General features: G+C 44.1%; 18 protein-coding genes. 7 read left to right on the plus strand and 11 right to left on the minus strand.

Features of this window, described 5'->3' with window-relative positions:
• Positions 1-123: 123 nt before the first annotated feature.
• The 4 genes from yidC to rpmH are packed head-to-tail and all read right to left on the minus strand — an operon-like array spanning position 124 to position 2,486.
• On the minus strand, positions 124-1,752 hold the full coding sequence (gene yidC / locus L2717_RS14300) for a membrane protein insertase YidC (RefSeq protein ID WP_220772697.1): 1,629 nt from the start codon (positions 1,750-1,752) through the stop codon (positions 124-126).
• Between the two features lie 3 nt (positions 1,753-1,755).
• Entirely contained in the window at positions 1,756-2,010 is a 255-nt protein-coding gene (gene yidD / locus L2717_RS14305; protein WP_220772698.1) for a membrane protein insertion efficiency factor YidD, read from the minus strand.
• Entirely contained in the window at positions 1,977-2,333 is a 357-nt protein-coding gene (gene rnpA / locus L2717_RS14310; RefSeq protein WP_076501676.1) for a ribonuclease P protein component, read from the minus strand. Before rnpA ends, yidD begins: the two co-directional genes overlap by 34 nt.
• A gap of 15 nt (positions 2,334-2,348) precedes the next feature.
• Entirely contained in the window at positions 2,349-2,486 is a 138-nt protein-coding gene (rpmH, locus tag L2717_RS14315) for a 50S ribosomal protein L34 (protein WP_006083827.1), read from the minus strand.
• Between the two features lie 446 nt (positions 2,487-2,932).
• Here rpmH and dnaA point away from each other — a divergent pair, with 446 nt between their 5' ends.
• The 4 genes from dnaA (at position 2,933) to gyrB (ending at position 9,167) form a co-directional block, all read left to right on the plus strand.
• On the plus strand, positions 2,933-4,330 hold the full coding sequence (dnaA, locus tag L2717_RS14320; protein WP_220772699.1) for a chromosomal replication initiator protein DnaA: 1,398 nt from the start codon (positions 2,933-2,935) through the stop codon (positions 4,328-4,330).
• A gap of 19 nt (positions 4,331-4,349) precedes the next feature.
• Positions 4,350-5,450: a DNA polymerase III subunit beta gene (gene dnaN / locus L2717_RS14325; RefSeq protein WP_220772700.1), complete on the plus strand. Its 1,101-nt coding sequence runs from the start codon at positions 4,350-4,352 to the stop codon at positions 5,448-5,450.
• Positions 5,451-5,650: 200 nt separating this feature from the next.
• Positions 5,651-6,733 carry a DNA replication/repair protein RecF gene (recF, locus tag L2717_RS14330; protein ID WP_220772701.1) on the plus strand — a complete coding sequence of 361 codons (1,083 nt, stop codon included), beginning with the start codon at positions 5,651-5,653 and terminating at the stop codon, positions 6,731-6,733.
• Between the two features lie 16 nt (positions 6,734-6,749).
• Positions 6,750-9,167: a DNA topoisomerase (ATP-hydrolyzing) subunit B gene (gene gyrB / locus L2717_RS14335; protein ID WP_220772702.1), complete on the plus strand. Its 2,418-nt coding sequence runs from the start codon at positions 6,750-6,752 to the stop codon at positions 9,165-9,167.
• Between the two features lie 220 nt (positions 9,168-9,387).
• Here gyrB and glyS read toward each other — a convergent pair whose 3' ends face one another.
• Together glyS and glyQ are read right to left on the minus strand one after the other, a co-directional pair.
• Complete coding sequence (gene glyS, locus L2717_RS14340; protein WP_220772703.1) at positions 9,388-11,457, minus strand: glycine--tRNA ligase subunit beta; 2,070 nt, start codon at positions 11,455-11,457, stop codon at positions 9,388-9,390.
• 10 nt (positions 11,458-11,467) lie between these two features.
• Positions 11,468-12,373 carry a glycine--tRNA ligase subunit alpha gene (gene glyQ / locus L2717_RS14345; RefSeq protein ID WP_006083814.1) on the minus strand — a complete coding sequence of 302 codons (906 nt, stop codon included), beginning with the start codon at positions 12,371-12,373 and terminating at the stop codon, positions 11,468-11,470.
• Positions 12,374-12,489: 116 nt separating this feature from the next.
• Here glyQ and L2717_RS14350 point away from each other — a divergent pair, with 116 nt between their 5' ends.
• Positions 12,490-13,092, plus strand: a complete 603-nt coding sequence (locus tag L2717_RS14350) for a DNA-3-methyladenine glycosylase I (RefSeq protein WP_220772704.1) — start codon at positions 12,490-12,492, stop codon at positions 13,090-13,092.
• A 200-nt stretch (positions 13,093-13,292) separates the two neighbouring features.
• Here the strand turns inward: L2717_RS14350 and L2717_RS14355 are convergent, their stop codons facing one another.
• The 5 genes from L2717_RS14355 to fadB form a co-directional block, all read right to left on the minus strand.
• Positions 13,293-16,481 (minus strand): amidohydrolase family protein, encoded by a 3,189-nt coding sequence (locus L2717_RS14355; protein WP_220772705.1) that lies wholly within the window; start codon positions 16,479-16,481, stop codon positions 13,293-13,295.
• Between the two features lie 228 nt (positions 16,482-16,709).
• Positions 16,710-17,156, minus strand: coding sequence for an MOSC domain-containing protein (locus L2717_RS14360; protein ID WP_220772706.1), 447 nt, complete (start codon positions 17,154-17,156; stop codon positions 16,710-16,712).
• A gap of 48 nt (positions 17,157-17,204) precedes the next feature.
• Complete coding sequence (gene tusA, locus L2717_RS14365; RefSeq protein WP_220772707.1) at positions 17,205-17,450, minus strand: sulfurtransferase TusA; 246 nt, start codon at positions 17,448-17,450, stop codon at positions 17,205-17,207.
• Between the two features lie 254 nt (positions 17,451-17,704).
• Positions 17,705-18,868, minus strand: coding sequence for an acetyl-CoA C-acyltransferase FadA (gene fadA, locus L2717_RS14370; protein WP_006083808.1), 1,164 nt, complete (start codon positions 18,866-18,868; stop codon positions 17,705-17,707).
• 22 nt (positions 18,869-18,890) lie between these two features.
• Positions 18,891-21,041: a fatty acid oxidation complex subunit alpha FadB gene (fadB, locus tag L2717_RS14375; protein ID WP_220772708.1), complete on the minus strand. Its 2,151-nt coding sequence runs from the start codon at positions 21,039-21,041 to the stop codon at positions 18,891-18,893.
• Between the two features lie 480 nt (positions 21,042-21,521).
• Between fadB and pepQ the strand changes: the two genes are divergently transcribed.
• On the plus strand, positions 21,522-22,844 hold the full coding sequence (gene pepQ / locus L2717_RS14380; protein WP_220772709.1) for a Xaa-Pro dipeptidase: 1,323 nt from the start codon (positions 21,522-21,524) through the stop codon (positions 22,842-22,844).
• 26 nt (positions 22,845-22,870) lie between these two features.
• A complete protein-coding gene (locus L2717_RS14385) occupies positions 22,871-23,485 on the plus strand; it encodes a YigZ family protein (RefSeq protein WP_220772710.1) in 615 nt (204 codons plus the stop codon).
• The last annotated feature ends 67 nt before the right edge of the window (positions 23,486-23,552 follow it).

The following is a 23,552-nucleotide window of genomic DNA, read 5'->3' on the forward strand; positions in this document are numbered from 1 at the left end:
AATACCCACCCAGCTAATGTCTACTAATCATATAAAGGAAAAGGCGGCTAATTAAGCCGCCTTTTAGTGTCAATCGTTCATATTAATATGTAATGATGCGCTAGAATCTTGGAAATCTTAGACTTATTTTAAGCCTTTTTTCGCCAGACCTGCATAAATAATCTTTTGCTGCGTGATAGCAACAATGTTACCTACTAACCAGTACAGCACTAGACCTGATGGGAACCACAGGAAGAATACGGTAAAGATGACTGGCATCCACTGCATCATTTTTACTTGCATTGGATCCATTGTCGGTGCAATAGGCTGCATTTTTTGCATCACAAACATCGACACACCCATTAGCAACGGCAATATGTAGTATGGATCTTGTACCGATAAATCGTGGATCCATAACATAAATGGTGCATGACGTAGTTCGAAGCTTTCTAACAATACCCAGTATAAGGCAATGAAGATTGGCATCTGTAAAATAATAGGTAAACAGCCACCCATAGGGTTAACTTTTTCTTTCTTATACAGTTCCATCATGGCCTGACCCATCTTTTGACGGTCATCACCAAAGCGTTCTTTCAACTCTGTCAGTTTAGGTTGTAGGTTACGCATCTTCGCCATTGAGGTGTACTGCGCTTTTGTTAGCGGGAACAGTAAACCACGAACGGTTAAGGTGATCAGGATAATTGCTAGACCCCAGTTACCAACGAATGACTGATAGAACATCAGTAACCAGTGAATTGGAACCGCTAGCCACCATAGGAAACCGTAATCGACAACTAGGTTTAAGGTTTCAGAGATTGCAGACAGTGCTTTTTGATCTTTAGGACCAACATAGAACTGTGAGCTAATCTCTTGAGTTGCTCCAGGTGCAATATCGTATACCGCGCCGCGGAAACCAATATTTGCTAAACCGCCCGCACTAACACTAGAGAAAATAGTATTGCTGTTGGTAGCCGGTGGGATCCAAGCTGAAACGAAATAATGTTGTAGCATGGCTGCCCAACCGCCCAATGTCGCTTGGTTCAGGTTGCCTTTTGCCATGTCATCAAAGTTGTATTTCTCATAACGCACATCTTGCGTCGAGAATGCAGCGCCACGATAGGTTGGCATAACCATGCTGCTTTCAGACGGTTTAATGGTTTGTTTAATCTGACCATACATCTGAACTTGTAACGGTGTTGCTGAAGTATTATTGATTTTATAATCAACATCGACGTTAAATTTACCGCGATGGAATACAAATACTTTAGTATAAGTTACGCCATTGTCAGCCACATAGGTTAATGGCACTTCTAAGGTGTCTTGGCCTTCAGCTAACGTATATTCAGTGGCTGTGGTGCTAAATTGCGCACGACCTTTTGCACTACTGTCGATGCCATCACGACCAATTAGACCGCTTTGGGCGATATAAGTGAAATCTTTTGTTTGCTCAAGCAATACAAATGGTTGCTCTTTATCGAGCTCCATTTTATGCGAAACTAATGCCGCAAAAACGATGTCACCACCGACTGGATTAATCTGAACATCTAACTGATCGGTTTTTACGGTAATAAGTTTACCGTTTTCAATCACAGCTACAGCAGGCACACCAGTATCAGCTTCTGGAACATCGGCACTGTGTGAGCTTGTCGCGTTCGCCACTAATGACGATTCGGTTGCAACGGGTTTAGGAGCTTTATCCGTTTGCCACTGTTGCCACAGCAAAAAGCTGACAAACAGTAGTCCTATGAGCAATATATTGCGTTGAGATTCCATAGCCTATTTATTACACCTGTCATTTTTAGGGGGGACGGGATCACTACCGCCGGGATGTAAAGGGTGACATTTTAATATGCGTTTCAATGCAAACCAACAACCTTTCGCGGTTCCATGCACTTTTATTGCTTCAATAGCGTAGTGAGAGCAGGTGGGATTGAAACGGCATCTAGGGCCCAGTATAGGGCTGATGAATACCTGATAGCCACGAATAAACGTGGTCGCTAGCCGTTGTAGCGGCGACTGAGTTTGCGCCATAGCTTTTCTATCAATTTGTTGATTTCAGCGTTTTCCATTTCCATCACGCCATTTCTGACAAGCACAACAATATCAAGATGAGGAATGTCGTGTTGATTTAAGCGAAAACTATCTCTTATTACGCGTTTAATACGGTTGCGTTGGTTCGCGCGTTTTACATAGCGTTTAGCAACAGTAAGGCCCATACGCGGATGTTGTTCCGTGTTAGGAATAGCGAGCAAGGTAATTTCAGCAGAAGATGCTTTGATGGGATTGGAAAATACAGATTTAAATTGCGCGGGAGTTAGCAAACGTAACTCCCGCGTAAAGGTATAGCTAGTCAACTAGTTACCCACTTATTAAGCAGATAAACGAGCGCGACCTTTCGCACGACGACGTGCAAGCACCTTACGGCCGCCTACAGTAGCCATACGAGCGCGGAAGCCGTGAGAACGCTTGCGCTTCAGGTTGCTAGGTTGAAAAGTACGTTTACTCATGATGGCAATCCGTCTTTGTTATTAGTGAATATATCCTTATCTCCAAAGTTAGAGGTAAGGGCAAAAAAGAGGCCGAATTGTAATCACTTTACTTAGCCCCGTCAACAACGAAAGTAAGTAAGTATTTTATTTCTGCCAGCGAGTCCTTAGATTAATCCTCAAAATACACTATAAGATGTGGATAACTCTGTGCACAGACACTACATATAGTAGTAAAGCTTATCTTCGAGCCGATCTAAGGGCCGCCATTATAGATCAATGTGGATCGCTTAATAAAGCAGGATTTGCGCTTAATGCAGAATAAAAGGATCGTTTTAGATCTTTGATGATCGACAAGTTTTAAGCTGAATGATCTCGCTGGGGATAAATATTTTTTAAGGATGGCGATCATTGAGATCTCGCTATAGAATACACCTCTTTTTTGATGATCTTTTGGGGATAACTAAGTGGCGGTTTCACTTTGGCAACAATGTATCGGACGTCTGCAAGATGAGCTTTCTGCTCAGCAGTTTAGTATGTGGATCAGACCGTTACAAGCTGAAATGGATGGAGATACTCTGGTGCTTTATGCGCCCAACCGCTTCGTGCTTGATTGGGTCAGAGATAAATACATCAATATCATTAATCAGTTCTTTATTGAACAAATGGGCAATGATGCGCCTAAATTACGTTTTGATATTGGTAGTCGCCCTTCGGCGAAAAAGCCCAGTGTGCCGGCACCTATTGCGCCAACTCGGACTCCTTATACCCAAAACATCCAAACTAAAGCGACAGTGGGGACGACATTTAATGTCCAAGCTGAGCCTATGGCGAATGCCAATCATCGCAGTAACATTAATCCAAGCTACCAGTTTGATAACTTCGTGGAAGGTAAATCAAACCAATTAGGTAAGGCTGCAGCGATGCAAGTGGCTGAAAATCCTGGCGGAGCTTATAACCCATTATTCTTGTACGGTGGTACAGGTCTGGGTAAGACGCATTTGTTGCATGCTGTAGGTAACGGGATCATCAAAAATAATCCCAATGCTAAAGTGGTTTATATGCACTCAGAGCGTTTTGTGCAGGATATGGTTAAAGCACTGCAAAATAATGCGATCGAAGAATTTAAACGTTACTACCGTAGCGTCGATGCGTTATTTATCGATGATATTCAATTTTTTGCCAATAAAGACAGATCCCAAGAAGAATTCTTTCATACCTTCAACGCCTTACTTGAGGGTAATCACCAAATTATTTTGACATCAGACCGTTATCCAAAAGAAATCGACGGCGTTGAAGATAGATTAAAATCGCGTTTTGGTTGGGGTTTAACTGTGGCTATTGAGCCACCTGAGTTAGAAACCCGTGTCGCGATTTTAATGCGTAAAGCGCAAGAGAGTGGCATTAACTTGCCTGATGAAGTGGCCTTCTTTATTGCTAAGCGTTTACGCTCTAACGTGCGAGAACTGGAAGGGGCGTTAAACCGTGTTATCGCTAACGCTAACTTTACTGGTCGTCCAATAACCATTGATTTTGTTCGCGAAGCTTTACGTGACCTCTTGGCACTTCAAGAAAAATTAGTCACTATAGACAATATTCAGAAAACCGTAGCGGAATACTACAAGATTAAGATGGCTGATATGTTGTCTAAACGCCGTTCACGCAGTGTCGCGCGGCCAAGACAAGTTGCAATGGCGTTATCTAAAGAATTAACTAACCAAAGCTTGCCGGAAATTGGTGATGCTTTTGGTGGTCGAGATCACACCACTGTATTGCATGCCTGTCGTAAAATTGCTCAGCTACGGGAAGAAAGTCACGATATAAAAGAAGATTACGCTAATTTAATTAGAACTTTATCTTCTTAAAACAAGGAATTTGGACACGATGAAATTCTCAATTGATAGGGATACCCTATTAAAGCCGTTACAATTGGTCTGTGGCGCCGTTGAAAAACGCCATAATGTGCCAATTTTGTCGAATCTTCTTGTAGAAGTAAGTGGCCACACACTTAAATTGACCGGTACAGATTTAGAAGTTGAACTCGTGGGCCAAGCCGTCGTTCACGGTGATATAGAAGAAGGTCGCACTACGGTGCCGGCTAGAAAATTACTCGATATTGTTAAATCTTTACCAGAACAAAGCGAATTAAAAGTCGAACAACAAGATAACAAATGGTTATTGCGTTCAGGTCGCAGCCGTTTTTCATTAGCGACTTTGCCTGCTGAAGAATATCCTAACGTTGAAGCTTTCCAAGCAGAGATTGAATTTAGCATAAAGCAGGGCATGCTAAAGTCGATTATTGATTCGACGCAGTTTTCTATGGCTAACCAAGATGTGCGTTATTATCTCAACGGTTTATTGTTTGAAACCGAAGGTAATACTTTGCGTGCGATTGCGACCGATGGCCATCGTTTAGCCTTAAGTCATCGCACTATTGAAGCGCAATTACCTGAAAAACAAGTTATTGTGCCGCGTAAAGGCATAATGGAAATGGCACGTTTATTAGAGTCGGATGATCTTGATATCACGATAGCTATTAGTGATAACGCCATTCGTGCCACGACTGCCAATACCGTTTTTACCAGTAAATTAGTTGATGGTCGTTTTCCTGATTATCGCCGTGTACTGCCCAAAGGTGGTGATAAAATTGTGATAGCTAGTCGTAATCACTTAAAGCAAGCGCTGACACGTGCCTCTATTTTATCCAATGAAAAATTCCGTGGCGTACGCATTCAACTCGAAAATGGTCTACTAAAGATCACCGCTAATAATCCTGAACAGGAGGAAGCGGAAGAGATCATCGATGTTGAATACAATAATGAAGCCTTAGAAATTGGCTTTAACGTGAGTTATTTACTGGATGTGCTCAACAATCTTAAGTCAGACGATGTGCGTATCACGCTGATTGATGGTAACTCCAGCGCCTTAATCGAAAATCACTTGGAAGAAGATTCCATGTATGTTGTTATGCCGATGCGTTTATAAACTCTTCATTTTTATATTACCCGTGTCAGTCCCTCTGTCTTTAATGCAGATGCCGCCTAAGGGCGGCATTATGTTTAATATGCAGCATTGGCTATTCCTTCACTCAGTTACCAATAGTTTTGGCGGTCAGCAGCGGAGCTCGATATGCTAAGTGCTATGAGTCCTTGTCTATGCCGTTTATGCGGCTCAATGAGTAATGCATGAGCCTGACCCGTCTTAATATAGAAGCCTTTCGTAACATTCAGTCTGCCCAGCTAATGCCTGCACCGGGGATTAACTTGATTTACGGCCAAAATGGCAGTGGCAAAACCAGTATTCTTGAGGCGATTTATTTTCTTGGCATGGGACGTTCGTTTCGTAGCCATTTATCCCAGCGCGTGATTAATAACGATGATGATAAGTTAACCTTATTTGCTACGTTAAACTTAGTGCGTGGCGACAGTAAAATCGGTTTACGACGGTTTCGTAGTGGTGAGACCGAAGTAAAAATTGATGGCGAAAAGGTTAAGCGATTATCGACATTAGCTGAAACTTTACCTATCCAAGTGATCACGCCTGAAAGTTTTTCTCTACTGTTTGAAGGTCCTAAATCTCGTCGACAATTTATCGATTGGGGTGCATTTCATGCTGATCCACAGTTTTATACTGCTTGGGTGAATGTTAGACGAGTTCTTAAACAAAGAAATCAATTACTTAGAAATGGTTCATCCTATAGTAATATTCAATTTTGGGACCAAGAGTTTGTGCGCTATGCCGAGCAGGTTACCGAAATACGAAACCATTATGTAGACTCGTTAAATGAGCTACTTAAGGGTATAATCGGGGAGTTTTTACCGAGTGTAGATGTGAAGGTTTCATTTACGCGCGGCTGGGATAGTAAAACGGATTTTGCTGAACTACTCGAAAATCAATATTCCAGAGATTTGGCCACAGGTCATACCGTCAGCGGTCCCCATAAAGCTGACCTTAGACTTCGTGTAGGCACCTTGCCAGCGCAGGATGCCCTGTCCCGTGGTCAATTAAAATTATTAGTCTGTGCACTGCGTATTGCACAGGGAAAGTTGCTCAAACAACAAATAGATAAACACAGTATTTATCTTGTGGACGATCTTCCGTCCGAGTTGGATGCACAGCATAGACAGCTATTGCTTAAGCAGTTAACGGATACCGGAGCACAAGTGTTTGTGACCGCCATAGATCCTGCTGCAATAGTCGATTCGTTACACACGCCTCCCGGTAGGATGTTCCATGTGGAACAGGGACGTGTAACGGTAATTGAATAACCATTGAGAGAATAATATGTCAGAGAATAGTTACGATTCTTCGAGTATTAAGGTCCTTAAGGGCCTTGATGCAGTACGTAAGAGACCTGGGATGTATATTGGTGACACCGACGACGGTACGGGTCTACATCATATGGTGTTCGAAGTAGTCGATAACTCTATCGATGAAGCCTTAGCCGGCCACTGTAGCGAGATTACGATTACTATCCATGTTGATGGTTCGGTTTCTGTTAAGGATGATGGCCGTGGGATTCCGGTTTCTATCCATGAAGAAGAAGGCGTATCAGCAGCTGAAGTTATTATGACGGTATTGCATGCCGGCGGTAAGTTCGACGATAACTCTTATAAAGTGTCTGGCGGCTTGCACGGTGTGGGTGTGTCGGTAGTTAACGCGTTATCTAAAAAGCTGCAGATGACCATTCGTCGTGCTGGCAAAGTGTATGAGCAATTTTATACCCACGGCGTACCAGATGCACCAATCCATGAGATTGGTGATGCGACTAAAACCGGTACTGAAATCCGTTTTTGGCCAAGTGAAAATACTTTTAGTAATATCGAGTTTCATTTCGAAATTCTGGCAAAACGTGTGCGTGAATTGTCATTCCTCAACTCAGGCGTGGGTATTCGTCTGATTGATGAGCGCGACAATAAAAATGAATTATTCAAATACGAAGGCGGTATTAGCGCATTCGTTGATTACTTGAACCGTAATAAAACACCTATCAACAAAGATGTGTTCCACTTCATTCAAGAGCGCGATGACGGTATTACCGTTGAAGTGGCTATGCAGTGGAATGACGGTTATCAAGAAAATATATTCTGTTTTACCAACAACATTCCACAGCGTGATGGTGGTACTCACTTAGTCGGTTTCCGTAGTGCTTTAACGCGTAACCTTAACAGTTACATGGAAAACGAAGGTTACAACAAGAAAGGCAAAACTAGCGCGACTGGCGACGATGCCCGCGAAGGTTTAACTGCTGTTATCTCTGTTAAAGTACCTGATCCTAAGTTCAGCTCACAAACCAAAGATAAACTGGTTTCAAGCGAAGTGAAAACCGCGGTTGAACAAACCATGGGTGAAAAACTGAACGATTATCTGCTGGAAAACCCAGCCGATGCTAAGTTAATTGTTGGTAAGATTGTTGATGCGGCTCGTGCCCGTGAAGCGGCGCGTAAAGCCCGTGAAATGACCCGTCGTAAAGGCGCACTCGATTTAGGTGGTTTGCCAGGTAAGCTGGCCGATTGCCAAGAGAAAGACCCAGGTCTTTCTGAAATCTATATTGTGGAAGGTGACTCTGCTGGTGGTAGTGCCAAGCAGGGGCGTAACCGTAAAAACCAAGCGATTTTGCCACTTAAAGGTAAAATTCTAAACGTTGAGAAAGCGCGTTTCGATAAGATGCTGTCTTCTCAAGAAGTGGCCACACTGATCACGGCACTTGGCTGTGGTATTGGTCGCGATGAATATAACCCTGATAAAACGCGTTATCACAACATCATCATCATGACGGATGCTGACGTCGACGGCTCGCACATTCGTACTTTGCTGTTGACCTTTTTCTTCCGTCAAATGCCTGAATTGATTGAGCGTGGTTACATCTATATTGCTCAGCCACCTTTATTTAAAGTTAAAAAGGGTAAACAAGAACAGTATCTTAAAGATGAGCCAGCGTTGACTCAATACCTAACAACTCAAGCATTGGATGGCACTATTGTGTACCCGACGCAAGGTGCTATTGGTATGTCTGGTGAGCCGTTAGAGCGTTTAGTGACTCAATATCGTGAAGTGGAAGCGATTGTGGCTCGTCTAGAGCAGCGCTATCCAACGCATATTACTAACCGTATGCTTTACCACCCAATGATCACTAATGATATGTTGGCCGATGAAGGCAAGATGAAAGAATGGATCGATGCCTTTATCCATGAGCTGGTGGAAATGGAAAGTAGCGGCGTGCTGTATTCTGCTGAGCCGATTCTTGATCCAGAGCGTAAAGTGTATCTGCCTAAGATTACCATTCGTAAACACGGTATAGATACCAATTATCTGTTTACTTATGACTTCTTCCAATCAAGCGATTACCAACGTATCGGTAAGTTAGGTGCGGCGTTAGAGGGTATGATTGAAGAAGGTGGTTATGTACAACGCGGCGAACGGGTTAAAGAAGTCGATAGCTTTCTTGAAGCGCTAGATTGGACAATTTCTGAAGCCAAACGCGGTTTATATATTCAACGTTATAAAGGATTGGGTGAGATGAACCCTGAGCAATTGTGGGAAACTACAATGGATCCTGAATCACGTCGTATGTTACAAGTGACGATTGATGATGCCGTTGGTGCTGATCAGTTGTTTACTTGTTTGATGGGTGATCAAGTTGAACCACGTCGCGAGTTTATCGAAGCTAACGCATTGAACGTGGCTAACTTAGACGTGTAGTGCTAGCTAGGTAATGCGTTTTAAGTGACGCGTGATGAAGTTAGTAATTAAGGGAAAGCTTAGGCTTTCCCTTTTTATATCTACGATTTAACACCTCTTTTATTGTGTAGATTCCTACTGTTTAGCTAAATTAAGCGCATCGTTTAAGGGCTAGATAAAATCGGGACAATAAAAAACGCGCTAACTAGCGCGTTTTTTATAAAGCGTGAAAAGCGTATCGTTATTGCAGTAGTGAGATATCTGCTACGTGCAAGAACTGCTCGCGTAGGTTATTTAATAAAGCTAAGCGATTCTTTTTCAACGCATCATCATCTGCCATAACCATTACATCTTCGAAGAACTGATCTACGCTTTCACGTAGGCCTGCCAACAGAGTTAATGCTTGCTGGTAATCGGCATTGGCAAATAATGGTGCTAACTGTGGTTGCAGCTCGTTTAATTTGGCTGCTAATGCTTGTTCTGCGACTTCGGTTAATAAATTCGCATTGATGGTTGTCGGTAAAGCCCCTTCAACCTTAGCGAGAATATTAGATACACGTTTGTTCGCTGCCGCAAGTGCGCTAGAAGCTTCTAGGCCTTTAAAGTGGGATACCGCATTGATACGACTATCAAAATCAGCAGGGCGTGTTGGACGACGTGCAAGCACGGCTAAGATCACATCAACACCTATGCCTTTATCTTGATACCAAGCGCGAAAACGTGCCATTAAAAACTCTAACACTTCGTCGCTTGCATTGGCGTTGCTTAAGTTAGTGCCGTGTAGTGCTTGTGCTTTAGCAATAAGATCAACCAAATCAAGCGGTAGCTTATTTTCTACTATGATACGTAGTACGCCAATGGCCGCGCGGCGTAGGGCAAATGGATCCGCTGCGCCTTTAGGTGCTTGGCCAATGCCAAAGATACCGACTAATGTATCAAGCTTATCTGCTAATGCGACGGCGCAAGATACGCCCGCTGTTGGCACTGTATCACCAGAGAACTTAGGCTTGTATTGCTCTTCCTGTGCTAAAGCAACGGCTTCAGTTTCACCATCAAGGCGGGCGTAATGCATACCCATAGTGCCTTGAGTGTCGGTAAACTCCATTACCATATTGGTCATTAAATCGGTTTTAGATAATAAACCTGCACGGGCTGCATCAACGGTATTAACGCCAGTTTGCTCCGCAATATAAGCGGCTAGGGCGCTGATACGGTTAACTTTATCTTTTAATGTGCCTAATTGCTTTTGAAATAATACGGTTTCAAGGCTTGGCAGGCGCGATTCTAGTGTGTGCTTTTTATCGGTATTAAAGAAGAATTCGGCATCGGCTAAACGTGGACGGACAACTTTTTCATTACCAGAGATAATTTGTGCTGGGTCTTTAGATTCTATGTTGGTTACAAAGATAAAGTTGGGTAGCAATTTACCCGCAGCGTCAAATACAGGGAAGTATTTCTGATCGCCCTTCATGGTGTAGACCAAAGCTTCAGACGGTACGGCCAAAAACTTATCTTCAAAGCTTGCGGTTAATACCACTGGCCATTCAACTAAAGAGGTCACTTCTTCAAGCAGGTTTTCTTCGATATCGGCTGCGCCACCAATCTTAGCGGCGGCTTTTTCGGCATCAGCTTTGATTAAAGTTTTACGGCTTTCATAATCGGCGATGACTTTACCTTTTTCTTTTAGGTCAGCAAGGTAGTTATCAGCATGCGCTAATTCAAACTGCTTGAGACCCATAAAGCGGTGACCGCGAATGGTACGTGCCGATTTAATACCTAATAATTCACCTTCAATCAACTCACTGCCTAACAACATAGTGGCTGTATGGACAGGACGGATAAATTGGGTTTTATTATTACCCCAGCGCATTGGCTTAGGAATAGGTAGTTTATCGAGTGCACGTTGCGCCATAGCAGCGATCAAACTTTTGGTTTCAACGCCTTCTACTTTGGCATTATGGACTAACCATTCGCCTTTATCTGTAGCTAAACGCTCGGCTTGCTCAACGGTAATGCCATTGCCACGTGCCCAACCTTCAGCGGCTTTAGTCGGTTTACCTTCAGCATCAAAGGCTGAACTCACGGCGGGGCCGCGTTTTTCAACCACTTTGTCGGCTTGTGCAAGGGCAAGTTCAGTGATGTTAATCGCCAGACGACGTGGAGTTGCGTACCAAACAGCGTTACTAAATGCTAAATCGGCTTTGGTGAGTTCTTCGGTAAAGTTAGCTAAAAATGATTCAGCTAGTTTACGCAGTGACTTAGGTGGTAATTCTTCCGTGCCTAACTCTATGAGTAAGTTTTCAAAATTCATGTTTTCACCTCTACTTACACATTGGGAAGCCAAGCGCTTCGCGTGCCTGATAATAAGATTCAGCGACCGCTTTCGCCATGGTACGAACGCGTAAGATGTAGCGTTGGCGCTCGGTAACTGAAATAGCATGGCGAGCATCGAGTAGGTTGAAGGCGTGTGAGGCTTTCATTACTTGCTCATAGGCGGGTAGAGGTAACGGTTTTTCCAGTGACAATAAATGCTGACACATTTTTTCACACTGATCGAATAAGGTAAACATAAAATCTACGTCGGCGTGCTCAAAGTTATAGGTCGATTGCTCGACTTCGTTTTGATGGAATACATCACCATAGGTGATGCGCCCCAGCGGACCATCGGTCCAAACGAGATCATAAACGCTATCAACACCTTGAATATACATGGCTAGACGTTCAAGACCATAGGTGATTTCACCTGTGACCGGGCTACATTCGATGCCGCCAACCTGTTGGAAGTAAGTAAATTGAGTCACTTCCATACCGTTGAGCCATATTTCCCAGCCTAAGCCCCAAGCGCCTAGCGTTGGAGATTCCCAGTTATCTTCTACAAAGCGGATATCATGGATTTGAGTATCAATACCCAATGCTTGTAGTGAGCCTAAATAGAGTTCTTGGATATTGTCAGGAGAAGGCTTCAACACGACTTGGAATTGGTAGTAGTGCTGTAAACGGTTAGGGTTTTCACCGTAACGACCGTCCGTAGGGCGGCGCGATGGCTGCACATAGGCACTGCTCATAGGTTCTGGCCCTAAAGAACGCAAGAAAGTTTGTGGGTGGAATGTACCCGCGCCGACTTCCATATCTAGAGGTTGAACGATTGCACAGCCTTGCTGTGCCCAATATTCTTGCAGGGTGAGAATGAAACCCTGGAATGTTTTTACGTCGTGTTTTGTCGTCATGTCTACTTGTCTACTGCCGTCAGCCTGAATAGAAAATGGTTTCGATTATACCTTGTAGATATCTGCTTATGTAGGTTATTTTCTACCTTCTTAATTAAAACAATAGGGGATGTGAGATGGATGAGATCCGCTGCGGCTGGGTAAGTGATGATCCCTTATATAGGGAATACCACGACAAAGTGTGGGGGCGACCGGTTCGAGATCCTCGGGAGCTATTTGCCAAGTTATGTTTAGATGGGCAGCAGGCCGGATTATCTTGGATCACGATCCTGAAGAAACAACAAAACTATGAACAAGCCTTTGCCAATTTTGCGCCTGAAGTGATTGCGACTTTTGATGAAGCGAAAGTTGAAGAGTTAATGTTAAACGCTGGCATAGTACGCAATCGCTTAAAGGTGAATTCGATCATCAAGAATGCTAAAGGTTATTTAGCTTATACAGCGGATGGAAAGGATTTCTCTGAATTTTTATGGAGTTTTGTTGGTGGCAAACCCATAGTTAATCAATTCACATCAATGTCGCAGATTCCGACACAGACAGCAGAATCAGAAGCTATGTCTAAAGCATTAAAGAAGCAGGGCTTCAATTTTGTCGGCCCAACAATTTGTTATGCCTTTATGCAGGCGGTAGGTATGGTGAATGATCACCTTGTAGAGTGTATTTCCTATCAGGCCTGTGTTGATTCCTGTGCCGGTCAGCATCACCGCGAACATCAGTAATCGCTCATCTTGCTGATGTGATGTAGGACAGTACTCATAGCAATATTCGAGTTCTTGTCCATATGCACAATAAACAATGCATAAAATGTAAAAAGCATGTTCCACGTGGAACATGCTTTTATTTTCATTGGTGATATCTGGTTAAACCAAATAATTAAAACAGGGAAGCGAATCTCCCATTCTAGCCTTGAGGATAGAGTTTATATTTTCTCAAAGAAAAATGGCTGACGTTTTTCCTTGTCCCCATTAAGCTCATTCATCGTCTCAGCATTAAAAAGCTTACCGTTGACCATGGTATAAGTGACTTTATCTGTAACGCGAATATCGGCTAATGGATCACCATCAATAACGATTAAGTCTGCGAGCTTACCTTCTTTAATCGAGCCTAGCTGTTGTTCCATACCAAAGGTTGTCGCAGGATTAATGGTGGCCGTTTTCAATACCTCCATATTGCTCATGCCGCCTTGGGCAAACATCCACATTTCCCAATGTGCCGCTAAACCCTCACGTTGCCCATGGGCGCCTATGTTGGGATTAACGCCTACTTTATTGAGCTCATTTGCGACTTTTGCAACGTTGAAATGATTGTAATGATCATCGGGTGCATGTGGGCGTCGCATTGATCGAGCTTGTAAAATATCTGCTGGTACATACATGGATAGGCGCGGATGTGCCCATACATCGGTTTTATCGTACCAGTAGTTTTCACCTGAAATACCTCCGTAGGCGACGACTAGGGTTGGCGTGTAACCGACTTTAGTTTGGCTCCAGAATTGTTTTATATCATCATAAATGGTTGCCACAGGCAAAGAGTGCTCAACCGTAGTATGACCATCAGCGACCATAGTGAGATTGTGTTGCAGCAAACTGCCACCTTCAGGCACAACCATCATTTCGAGCTCACGTGCGGCAGCAATCACTTGCTGCCTCTGATTGCGACGTGGTTGGTTGTAACTTTTTACGCTAAACGCGCCGACTTTTTTAAGACGCTCAAGGTGAAACTTGGCATCATCGAGTGAGTCGATGTGCGATGTGTATCCCGGTGCATTGGCGCCATATAAAATAGTGCCAGTAGAGAAAATACGCGGGCCGACGATATGTCCTGCTTTTTGTTGTTCGGAAGCGGCAAAAATCTCAGAGGTATCATTCGATGGATCGTGAATAGTGGTGACACCCAAGGAAAGGGCTGAATATAATGCCCAGTTTTGCTGTGGCACAATTTCATCATCCGCCTGTGGTCCATGGGCATGAGCATCGAATAGCCCCGGCATGATTGATTTTCCTTTTATATCGATAATCTGCGCATCTTTAGGAATGGTAATATTGGCATCACCAACGGCGACAATATGATTGTCTTTGACTATGACCACGCCATTATCAATGACTTGGTCGTTTTCCATGGTAATCACTTTGCCACCGACGAAGGCGATTGTTCCACGTGGAACATCTGCATTTTCGGTAAAGCCTAAATTAATAATGTTTGGTTGGGCTTTTTGATCTTTGTTGAGATATTGAGTATCAACCTTAGCTTGATAAAGCTCAGGGCCGAGTGTCCAATACAGTTGATCACTCTTACTATTCCAGCTGATACTTTCACCGGCGCGGACGCTTAATTGACTAACGGGTAGGTTACTGGCATTGGGGCTAATCTCAACAGTCTCGCCGTGCTTGGCAAAAGGAGTCACCCATACCTTAAAGCGTTCAGCGAACGCGAGTTGTTCACCATCGGGTGAAACTCTAAACTCAGTCGCATGTTTGCTGCTGTAATGAACTCGCTTATCGAAGCCATCTAAATTAATAGATGCTAATTGTGGTGTTTCATCTTCGCTGCTATCCATAAAAAAGATGCGTTCGGCATTGGCACCAAATTGTGCTTGGTAGCCATTAGTGCTGATTTTTTTATTGTTTTTACCTTTGATATCGACCTTATATAGTCCAGGTTCCTGCGACCAAGTTCGAGGTGTAAGGTTACCGCCTTGAGCTTTGCGATACACCACAAGTTCGCCATTTGGGGAAAAGGTGGCTTCGACATACTTTCCTGGGTCAGACGTGAGTTGCTTAGGCTTACCGCCGTTAGCGCTAATCACCTGAACTGTCCCTTGGTCTTGGTCGTTCCAAGTGGTGAAAACAATATTTTTACCATCACGGGACCATTGTGGATACAGTTCTTCAATCCCGTTACTGAGTTCAGTTAAACGCGACATTTTTCCGTCTGGTAATGATTTTAACCAAAGTTTACCCAGTGCTTCGAATACCACCTTACTGCCATCGGGAGATACTTGAGCCATACGCAGCATTTTTACATCGAAAACATCCTTATCGATATTTTGCTTAAAACGCACCGAAGGTTGCACCGCAAGATCTGTTTTTACACTAAAGGGAATATCGGTGAGAGTTTTGTTGGCAACATTTAGGCGATTAATTTTTCCTTTCGCCCAAAATAAAATATCCTTGTTATCTTGAGTCCACGCCATTGTTGGGTAGACGCCGTGAATCGCCCAAGTCTCCTGCATATCGCGGTCTAGCTCGCCAAACAGTTTAGTGCTTTCGCCGGACTTAAGGTCGAGTAGATAAAGCGATGATTGAAAATCATCCCGCTTGATATATGCGAGCTTAGTACCGTCAGGGCTTGGAGTGGGTCGAATTGCGCCACCTGTGCCTTCAATCAAGATTTCAATATCACCGCTTTGAGTATCATAACGTTTGATTTTATAGATACCGTTAACTGAGTCCTTCGAATAATGGAATGTTTTGCCTGGTGTGTCATCTTGGCTAAAGTAGATATAGCGGCCATCAGGCGAGTATGCGGGCTCACCTAAATCCTTTTCTTCATTCGGACGTTCGGTCAGTTTGACACCTTCGCCACCCGCAACGTGGTATAGCCACACTTCGCCCGCACCCAAACTGCGGCTGGCGGTAAAGTGCTTACGGGCAACCAGATACTGGGAGTCAGGACTCCAAGCTGGGCTGTTTAGTAGCCTGAAGGTTTCTTGGCTGACTGTTCTTGGTTTTTTACCATCAGCATCCATAATCCAAATGTTATCACCACCATCGCCATCGGACGTAAAAGCAATGTGCTTGCCATCTGGGCTATATACGGGCTGCATCTGCCAAGCTATGCCTTGGGCTAATGGCTTAGCTTCACCGCCTGTTACTGGAATTTGGTAGATGTCACCGAGTAAGTCGAAGACGATATGCTTACCATCTGGACTGACACTCAAGTTCATCCAAGTGCCCTCATTAATATCAATATTAACTTGTTCTAAGGGGGCGTTTGCTGGAGCGTTAACATTCCATGTCGATTCTTTGGTTTCTGCGGCGTTAACGGCGAGGGGATTCATCCCCAGTGCAAGAGCAATATAAAGCGGGGTAAGTTTGGATTTCAGCATGTCACTTCCTGTTATCATTCTTATGGGCTGCATGAGTTGTATTTATCGTAAGATGAAGTTTTATTTATACTTAATGATGTAGTTATCGCATAAATGGCTAAGAAGGAAAATGTAAATACTGTTTCAAGTGATGACTGAGGTTTAGGCTAGCCGGAAATAGAGAAACCAAACAAGGCGTTTGGTTTTTGTGTTTAGCGAGTAAGAATGACTTAGGTGATGGAAGGCCGCTTAATTTAGGAGCGATATTTCAACATCGTCACCGAGGTGGATCATACCATTGTGTATGACTCGGCAGGTTACACCGCCACGCCAATCAGGGGTTAGTGCTACTTCTAAACCAGTGTGAGCAATTTCCATCTTTTTACAGGGATCTGTCTCGCCAGTGATTTCTAATCGTAACTCGCCAATCAGTAAATGTTTGCCTACGTCTGCATGGCTAAACATTAGACCATCAATTAGCAAGTTTGCCCTGCGAGTTATCCAAGGTAAATCAACTTGCAGACTATTGCATGCCTGTTGCCACTGTTGATGGGAGAGGATTGTGACTTGGCGTTTGCCTGGGCGGCCAAAAACGTCGTTCTCTACACCTCTCAATTGGGTGACGTTAGCGCAGAAAACTTCGTTCATCGTGCCGCGTCTTGCGGTCTTATAGGCAATACCCAACAGTTTTGGCATAACTTTATGCTCTCACAGTAGATCAGAGTTATTGTATTGCTATACGACTTAAAGGCCTTTTTTGATCAAATATTGATAGGGTATTTGTGTTGTTTCGCTAGCGATAAGAGTGTGATCCATAAACTCACAAAAACTTGGAATATCACGTGTTGTTGCAGGGTCATCAGCGATAATCAGTAATGTCTCACCGGCTGCCATTTGTCTTACTGTTTTACGTACCATCATTACGGGTTCTGGGCAGCGTAAGCCGAGGGCGTCGAGTTTATGCTGTGCGGTTGAGAAAGCGTCGTTCATATTACCTCTACTGAACGTTTAAGCAGAATGAGCTAATGTTACTCCAGCACCTATGATAAACCAAGTTGGCGATTTAAATTTGTGAGTTGTTCTCGGGTATATGTGTCATTACTCATGTGGAGTATTAAATGTTCCACGTGGAACACTTTATAGCTTCTGTTATTTGTACGGAGTAGTCAGGGGGATAATTTTTAGTATGAAAAGTATAAAAAAGCCGGAACTTGTTCCGGCTTTTAATTTATTCGAGTAATAAATTAAACGCGTTCGAATACTGTAGCGATACCTTGGCCTAAACCAATACACATAGTCGCTAAACCTAAGGTCGCGTCTTTGTCTTCCATTAAGTTGATCAGCGTCGTAGAGATACGAGCGCCTGAACAACCCAGTGGGTGACCTAGTGCAATCGCGCCGCCGTTGAGGTTGATTTTGTCATCAACCACATCTGCTAGACCTAAATCTTTCACACAAGGTAAAGACTGAGCAGCAAACGCTTCGTTAAGTTCAATCACATCTAAATCGGCAACGGTAATACCGGCACGAGCCAGTGCTTTTTGCGTGGCTGGCACAGGGCCGTAACCCATAATTGCCGCATCACAACCCGCAACCGCCATGGAGCGAATACGTGCACGAATTGGCAAACCAAGTGCACGCGCCTTAGATTCTTCCATGATCAACATGGCTGAAGCGCCATCAGACAGTGCAGAAGAAGTACCAGCAGTCACAGTTCCGTTTACTGGATCAAATACTGGGCGCAGCGCTGCCAAAGATTCCATTGTGGTTTCCGGGCGGATCACTTCGTCTTGCAGCACTTTAATTAAGGCGCCGTTAGCATCGTGACCTTCAATACCATAGATTTCTTTGGCAAAGCGGCCTTCAACTGTCGCTGCATAAGCACGTTGATGTGAACGTACTGCAAAAGCATCTTGCTGCTCACGGGTAATGCCGTGAAGTTTACCTAGCATTTCGGCCGTTAAACCCATCATGCCAGAGGCTTTTGCCACGTTGTTAGCAAGACCTGGGTGGAAGTCGACACCATGGCTCATAGGCACGTGGCCCATATGTTCAACACCACCAATAATAAATGTGTCGCCCATACCAGTCATGATTGCACGCGCCGCTTGATGGATTGCATCCATTGACGAACCACATAGGCGGTTAACGGTCACTGCGCCAGCGGTCTTTGGAATGCCTGCTAATAGCGAAGCGTTACGGGCGATGTTGAAGCCTTGCTCTAGGGTTTGTTGCACACAACCCCAGATAACGTCTTCAATCAGGTTTGGGTCGAGTTGTGGGTTGCGCAGCAACAGACCTTTCATTAATTCGGCAGACAGAGTTTCTGCACGCACATTACGAAATACGCCAGCTTTAGAGCGGCCCATAGGAGTGCGAATACAGTCTACGATAACAGCTTGTTTCATGATTAAATTCCTTTCCCGCTAATTAGGCTTGGTAGTAGCTACCGTTATTGGTGGCTAATGTGCGCATCGCATCTGTGACTTGATACAGACCGCCCAAGTGAGCGTATTTGTCTGCTAAGGCCACAAAGTTTGCGACACCCATGGTATCCAAGTAACGGAACACGCCGCCTCTAAATGGTGGGAAACCTAAGCCATAAACTAGGCCCATATCCGCTTCGGCAGGGGATGCGACAATACCTTCTTCTAAACAGCGCACGGTTTCGATGATCATCGGGATCATAGTGCGGGCAATAATGTCATCGGCTTCAAAGGCTTTTAACTCGCCAAAGGCATCTTTCAATAGGCTGTAGCTCGTTGGATCGACATCTTTCTTCGGCTTGCCACGGCTATCGACTGAATAGACATAGAAACCTTTGCCATTTTTCTGGCCAAGACGTTTGTTGTCAAACATCACATCAATCGCGTCAGTACCAGATTTCCCCATGCGATCAGGGAAACCTTCAGCCATAACGGCTTGGGCGTGGTGACCTGTGTCTAAACCCACCACGTCCAGTAAGTAAGCCGGGCCCATTGGCCAACCGAATTGTTTTTCCATCACTTTGTCGATTGCAGCAAAGTCGCCGCCATCAGCAAGTAAGCCATTAAAGCCTGCAAAGTAAGGAAAGAGTACGCGGTTAACAAAGAAGCCTGGGCAATCGTTAACGACTATGGGTGTCTTACCCATTTTACTCGCGTAGGCCACTACAGTAGCGATAGTTTCTTCAGAGCTGTGCTCGCCGCGGATCACTTCAACTAGTGGCATTTTGTGCACTGGGTTGAAGAAATGCATACCGCAGAAACGCTCAGGTTTCTTCATACTTTTAGCAAGTAAGTTGATTGAAATTGTTGAGGTGTTTGACGCGATAATCGCATCATCACTTACGTATTGCTCAACTTCAGCTAAAACCTGTGCTTTGATTTTTGGATGCTCAACAACGGCTTCAACGACGATATCACTGTGTTTAATCGCGGCATAATCTAATGAAGGCGTGATGTTGTTCAGCACTTTGGCCATTTTTTCTGGCGTTGAACGGCCACGGGCGACTTGCGCCGACAGCAGTTTAGCGGCTTCATTGAGGCCTAAATCTAGTGCTGGTTGAGCAATGTCTTTCATGACAATCGGTGTGCCTTTGCTGGCGCTTTGGTAAGCTATACCGCCGCCCATAATGCCGGCGCCTAATACGGCGGCATTTTTCACTTCTTTCGCTAACTTGCCGGCTTTCTTCGCTTTACCTTTAACAAATTGATCATTAAGGAAAATACCGATAAGTGCCTTAGCAACGTCAGTTTTAGCTAGCTTGATAAAGGCTTGATGTTCGATTTGTAATGCTTCGGTGCGGCCTTTAGTTGATGCTTGCTCAATTACGCTTACAGCGGCCATTGGTGCAGGGTAGTGTTTACCCGCAACCGCAAACACCATGCCTTTAGCTGTGGTGAATGACATCATAGCTTCAAGTTTTGGCAGCGTTAGGGCAGACAATTTGCGGTTACGACGTGCTTGCCAATCTAGCTTTCCAGCTACAGCATCTTTGAGCATTTGAATTGCAGCGGCTTCTAACGCTTGTGGTGCGACCACAGCATCAACAGCACCAACTTTCAGTGCATCTTCAGCACGTTGGTCTTTACCTGTGGTGATCCACTCAAGTGCATTATCTGCACCAATCACACGTGGTAGGCGTACAGTGCCGCCAAAACCGGGGATGATGCCGAGTTTAGTTTCAGGTAAACCGATTTGGGCTGTGGTATCAGCGATACGGAAATCAGTTGCCAAAACAGTTTCACAGCCGCCACCTAAGGCAAAGCCTTTAATTGCTGATGCAGTTGGGAAAGGTAAGTCTTCGAGCTTATTGAATACGGCGTTAGCTTGTTCAACCCAAGAGAGTAAAACCGTGTCATCTTGTGCGAATAGACCTAAAAACTCGGTAATGTCGGCCCCCACAATAAAGGTGTCTTTACTTGAGGTCAGCACTAACGCTTTGATATTGGAATCTTGCTTAATGCTGTCTAATGCCGCATCGAGCGAGGCGAGGGTTTCTCTATCGAATTTGTTCACCGAACCGGGTGCGTTAAAGCACAGCTTGGCAATATTATCCTCGAGTAACTCAACCTGAATTGTAGGACTTTGGTAGATCATTGCTTGCTTCCTTTTGGCTTAAAAGTGATACCCACCATTATATGTTGGTGTTAGTACGACTCTCTATCTCACAGCAGCTTCGGCCATCATTTGACCAGTTGTATGTCAGTGTGCTTTGAAATTTAAAAAATTACAACACCCAATTTAAACGACTGTTTAATTTGTTGCTGGCTAGAGTGATTTTTCACCTTTGTGATACACTGCATAGCATGTAATACACTTAGAATACGTTGTCGATAAATGGGTCTTTCTCGCTGTTTATTTAAGACGTTTAAAAGTTAAAAATGTATTAGAGTTAACCGTAATTATTAAGTTTTATCATCATATTATCAATTTTACATGAGCCATGCGGCAACAATATGTTTTAGAGTGAGTAACAGTTTATTGCGTTGAGTGAATCTGTTGTTCATGACCCGATTAAGATAATGTGAGTCAATTCGACACATATTATTAATTTTTATTCATAGCAGGAGATGACAAATGGATCAGCTGGCTCATTACTATCGTGCCCATATTGCCGAGTTAAACCGTCGAGTTGCAGAGATTTTGTCTCGAGAAGCCTTGTCTGGTTTAGTGATCCATTCGGGTCAGCCGCATCGGATGTTTTTGGATGATATCAATTATCCCTTTAAGGCAAACCCGCACTTTAAGGCGTGGTTACCTGTTTTGGATAATCCCAACTGTTGGTTAGTGGTTAATGGTCGAGATAAGCCGCAATTGATTTTTTATCGTCCTGTCGATTTTTGGCATAAAGTTTCTGATGTGCCAGAGATGTTTTGGACAGAGCACTTTGATATTAAATTATTGACTAAAGCGGATAAGGTTGCCGAACTATTACCTATCGATATCGCTAATTGGGCGTATCTGGGGGAGCATTTAGATGTGGCTGAAGTATTAGGGTTTACTAGCCGTAACCCCGATGCAGTAATGAGTTATTTGCATTACCACAGAAGCACTAAAACCGAATATGAACTGGAATGTATGCGCCGCGCTAACCACATTGCAGTGCAGGGGCATTTAGCGGCCAAAAATGCATTTTATAATGGGGCGAGCGAGTTCGAAATTCAGCAACACTATTTATCTGCAGTCGGTCAGGGCGAGAACGAAGTACCCTATGGCAATATTATCGCCCTTAACCAAAATGCGGCAATTTTGCATTACACCGCATTAGAAAACCAAAGTCCTACGCGTCGTTTGTCATTTCTTATCGATGCGGGCGCGAGTTATTTTGGTTATGCCTCTGATATCACCAGAACCTATGCATTCGAGAAGAATCGTTTCGATGAGTTGATCACTGCGATGAATAAAGCGCAGCTAGAGCTTATCGATATGATGCGTCCAGGTGTACGTTATCCTGATTTACACTTAGCCACCCATGCTAAAGTCGCGCAAATGCTATTGGATTTTGATTTAGCCAGCGGTGATGCTCAAGGTTTGGTCGAACAAGGCATTACCAGTGCTTTCTTCCCCCATGGTTTAGGTCATATGTTAGGCCTACAAGTACATGATGTTGGCGGTTTCTCCCACGATGAGCGCGGTACTCATATCGCGGCGCCTGCAGCTCATCCGTTTCTGCGCTGTACTCGCATTTTAGCGCCCAACCAAGTGCTGACCATGGAACCTGGGTTATACATCATCGATACTCTGCTCAATGAGCTCAAACAAGATGGTCGTGGCCAGCAAATCAACTGGCAAACCGTGGATGAGTTAAGGCCTTTTGGTGGCATTCGTATCGAGGATAACGTTATCGTGCATCAAGATAGAAACGAGAACATGACTCGCGAATTCGGTTTGACTGATTGATGACAGGTAGAAATTAGGGCGGATGTGTGCTCGAAAGTTATAAGGTTCCCAGTGAAGATATCGTGATTGAAGAAGAGATAAAGCATAGTCGTTTTATCTCTTTTCTGTTTCATTGTGACAGCATTGATAAATTAAAGTTAGTACTCACTGACATAAAGCGTGATTATCCGGGTGCAAGCCATTATTGCTATGCCTTTGTTGCCGGTGCGCCTGATGATAGCGTCTTAATTGGTTCGAGTGATGATGGTGAGCCAGCAGGCTGTGCGGGACGGCCTATGTTAGCGTTATTACAAGGTGCAAATATTGGCGAAATTGGCGCTATTGTTGTGCGTTACTACGGTGGCACTAAGTTGGGAGTGGGTGGCTTAGTGCGAGCTTACACTTCGGGATTGAGGCAAGGCTTGATTCAATTGCCTACTCGCCTTAAACAGTTACGCTATCCCGCGAAGCTGCATTGTGATTATGCGCAGCTGCGCGATGTTGAGCATCTATTACAGCAAGTGAATGCGGTAATCATCGATAAGCAATTTGCTGAGGCAGTCGATATTGAATTTGAAATCGGGCGACAGCAACAGGCATTACTTTGTGAGTTGTTGGCGACACTGAGTCAGGGAAGTTTGCAGCCTGAGTTTGAGCTGTGATGCCTGCGTAAATTATGCCAAAATAGCTTAAATGCTGAAAATACCTTTGCAGCCTATGGAATAATTG

Source organism: Shewanella glacialipiscicola, assembly GCF_023283485.1.
Taxonomy (GTDB): domain Bacteria; phylum Pseudomonadota; class Gammaproteobacteria; order Enterobacterales; family Shewanellaceae; genus Shewanella; species Shewanella glacialipiscicola.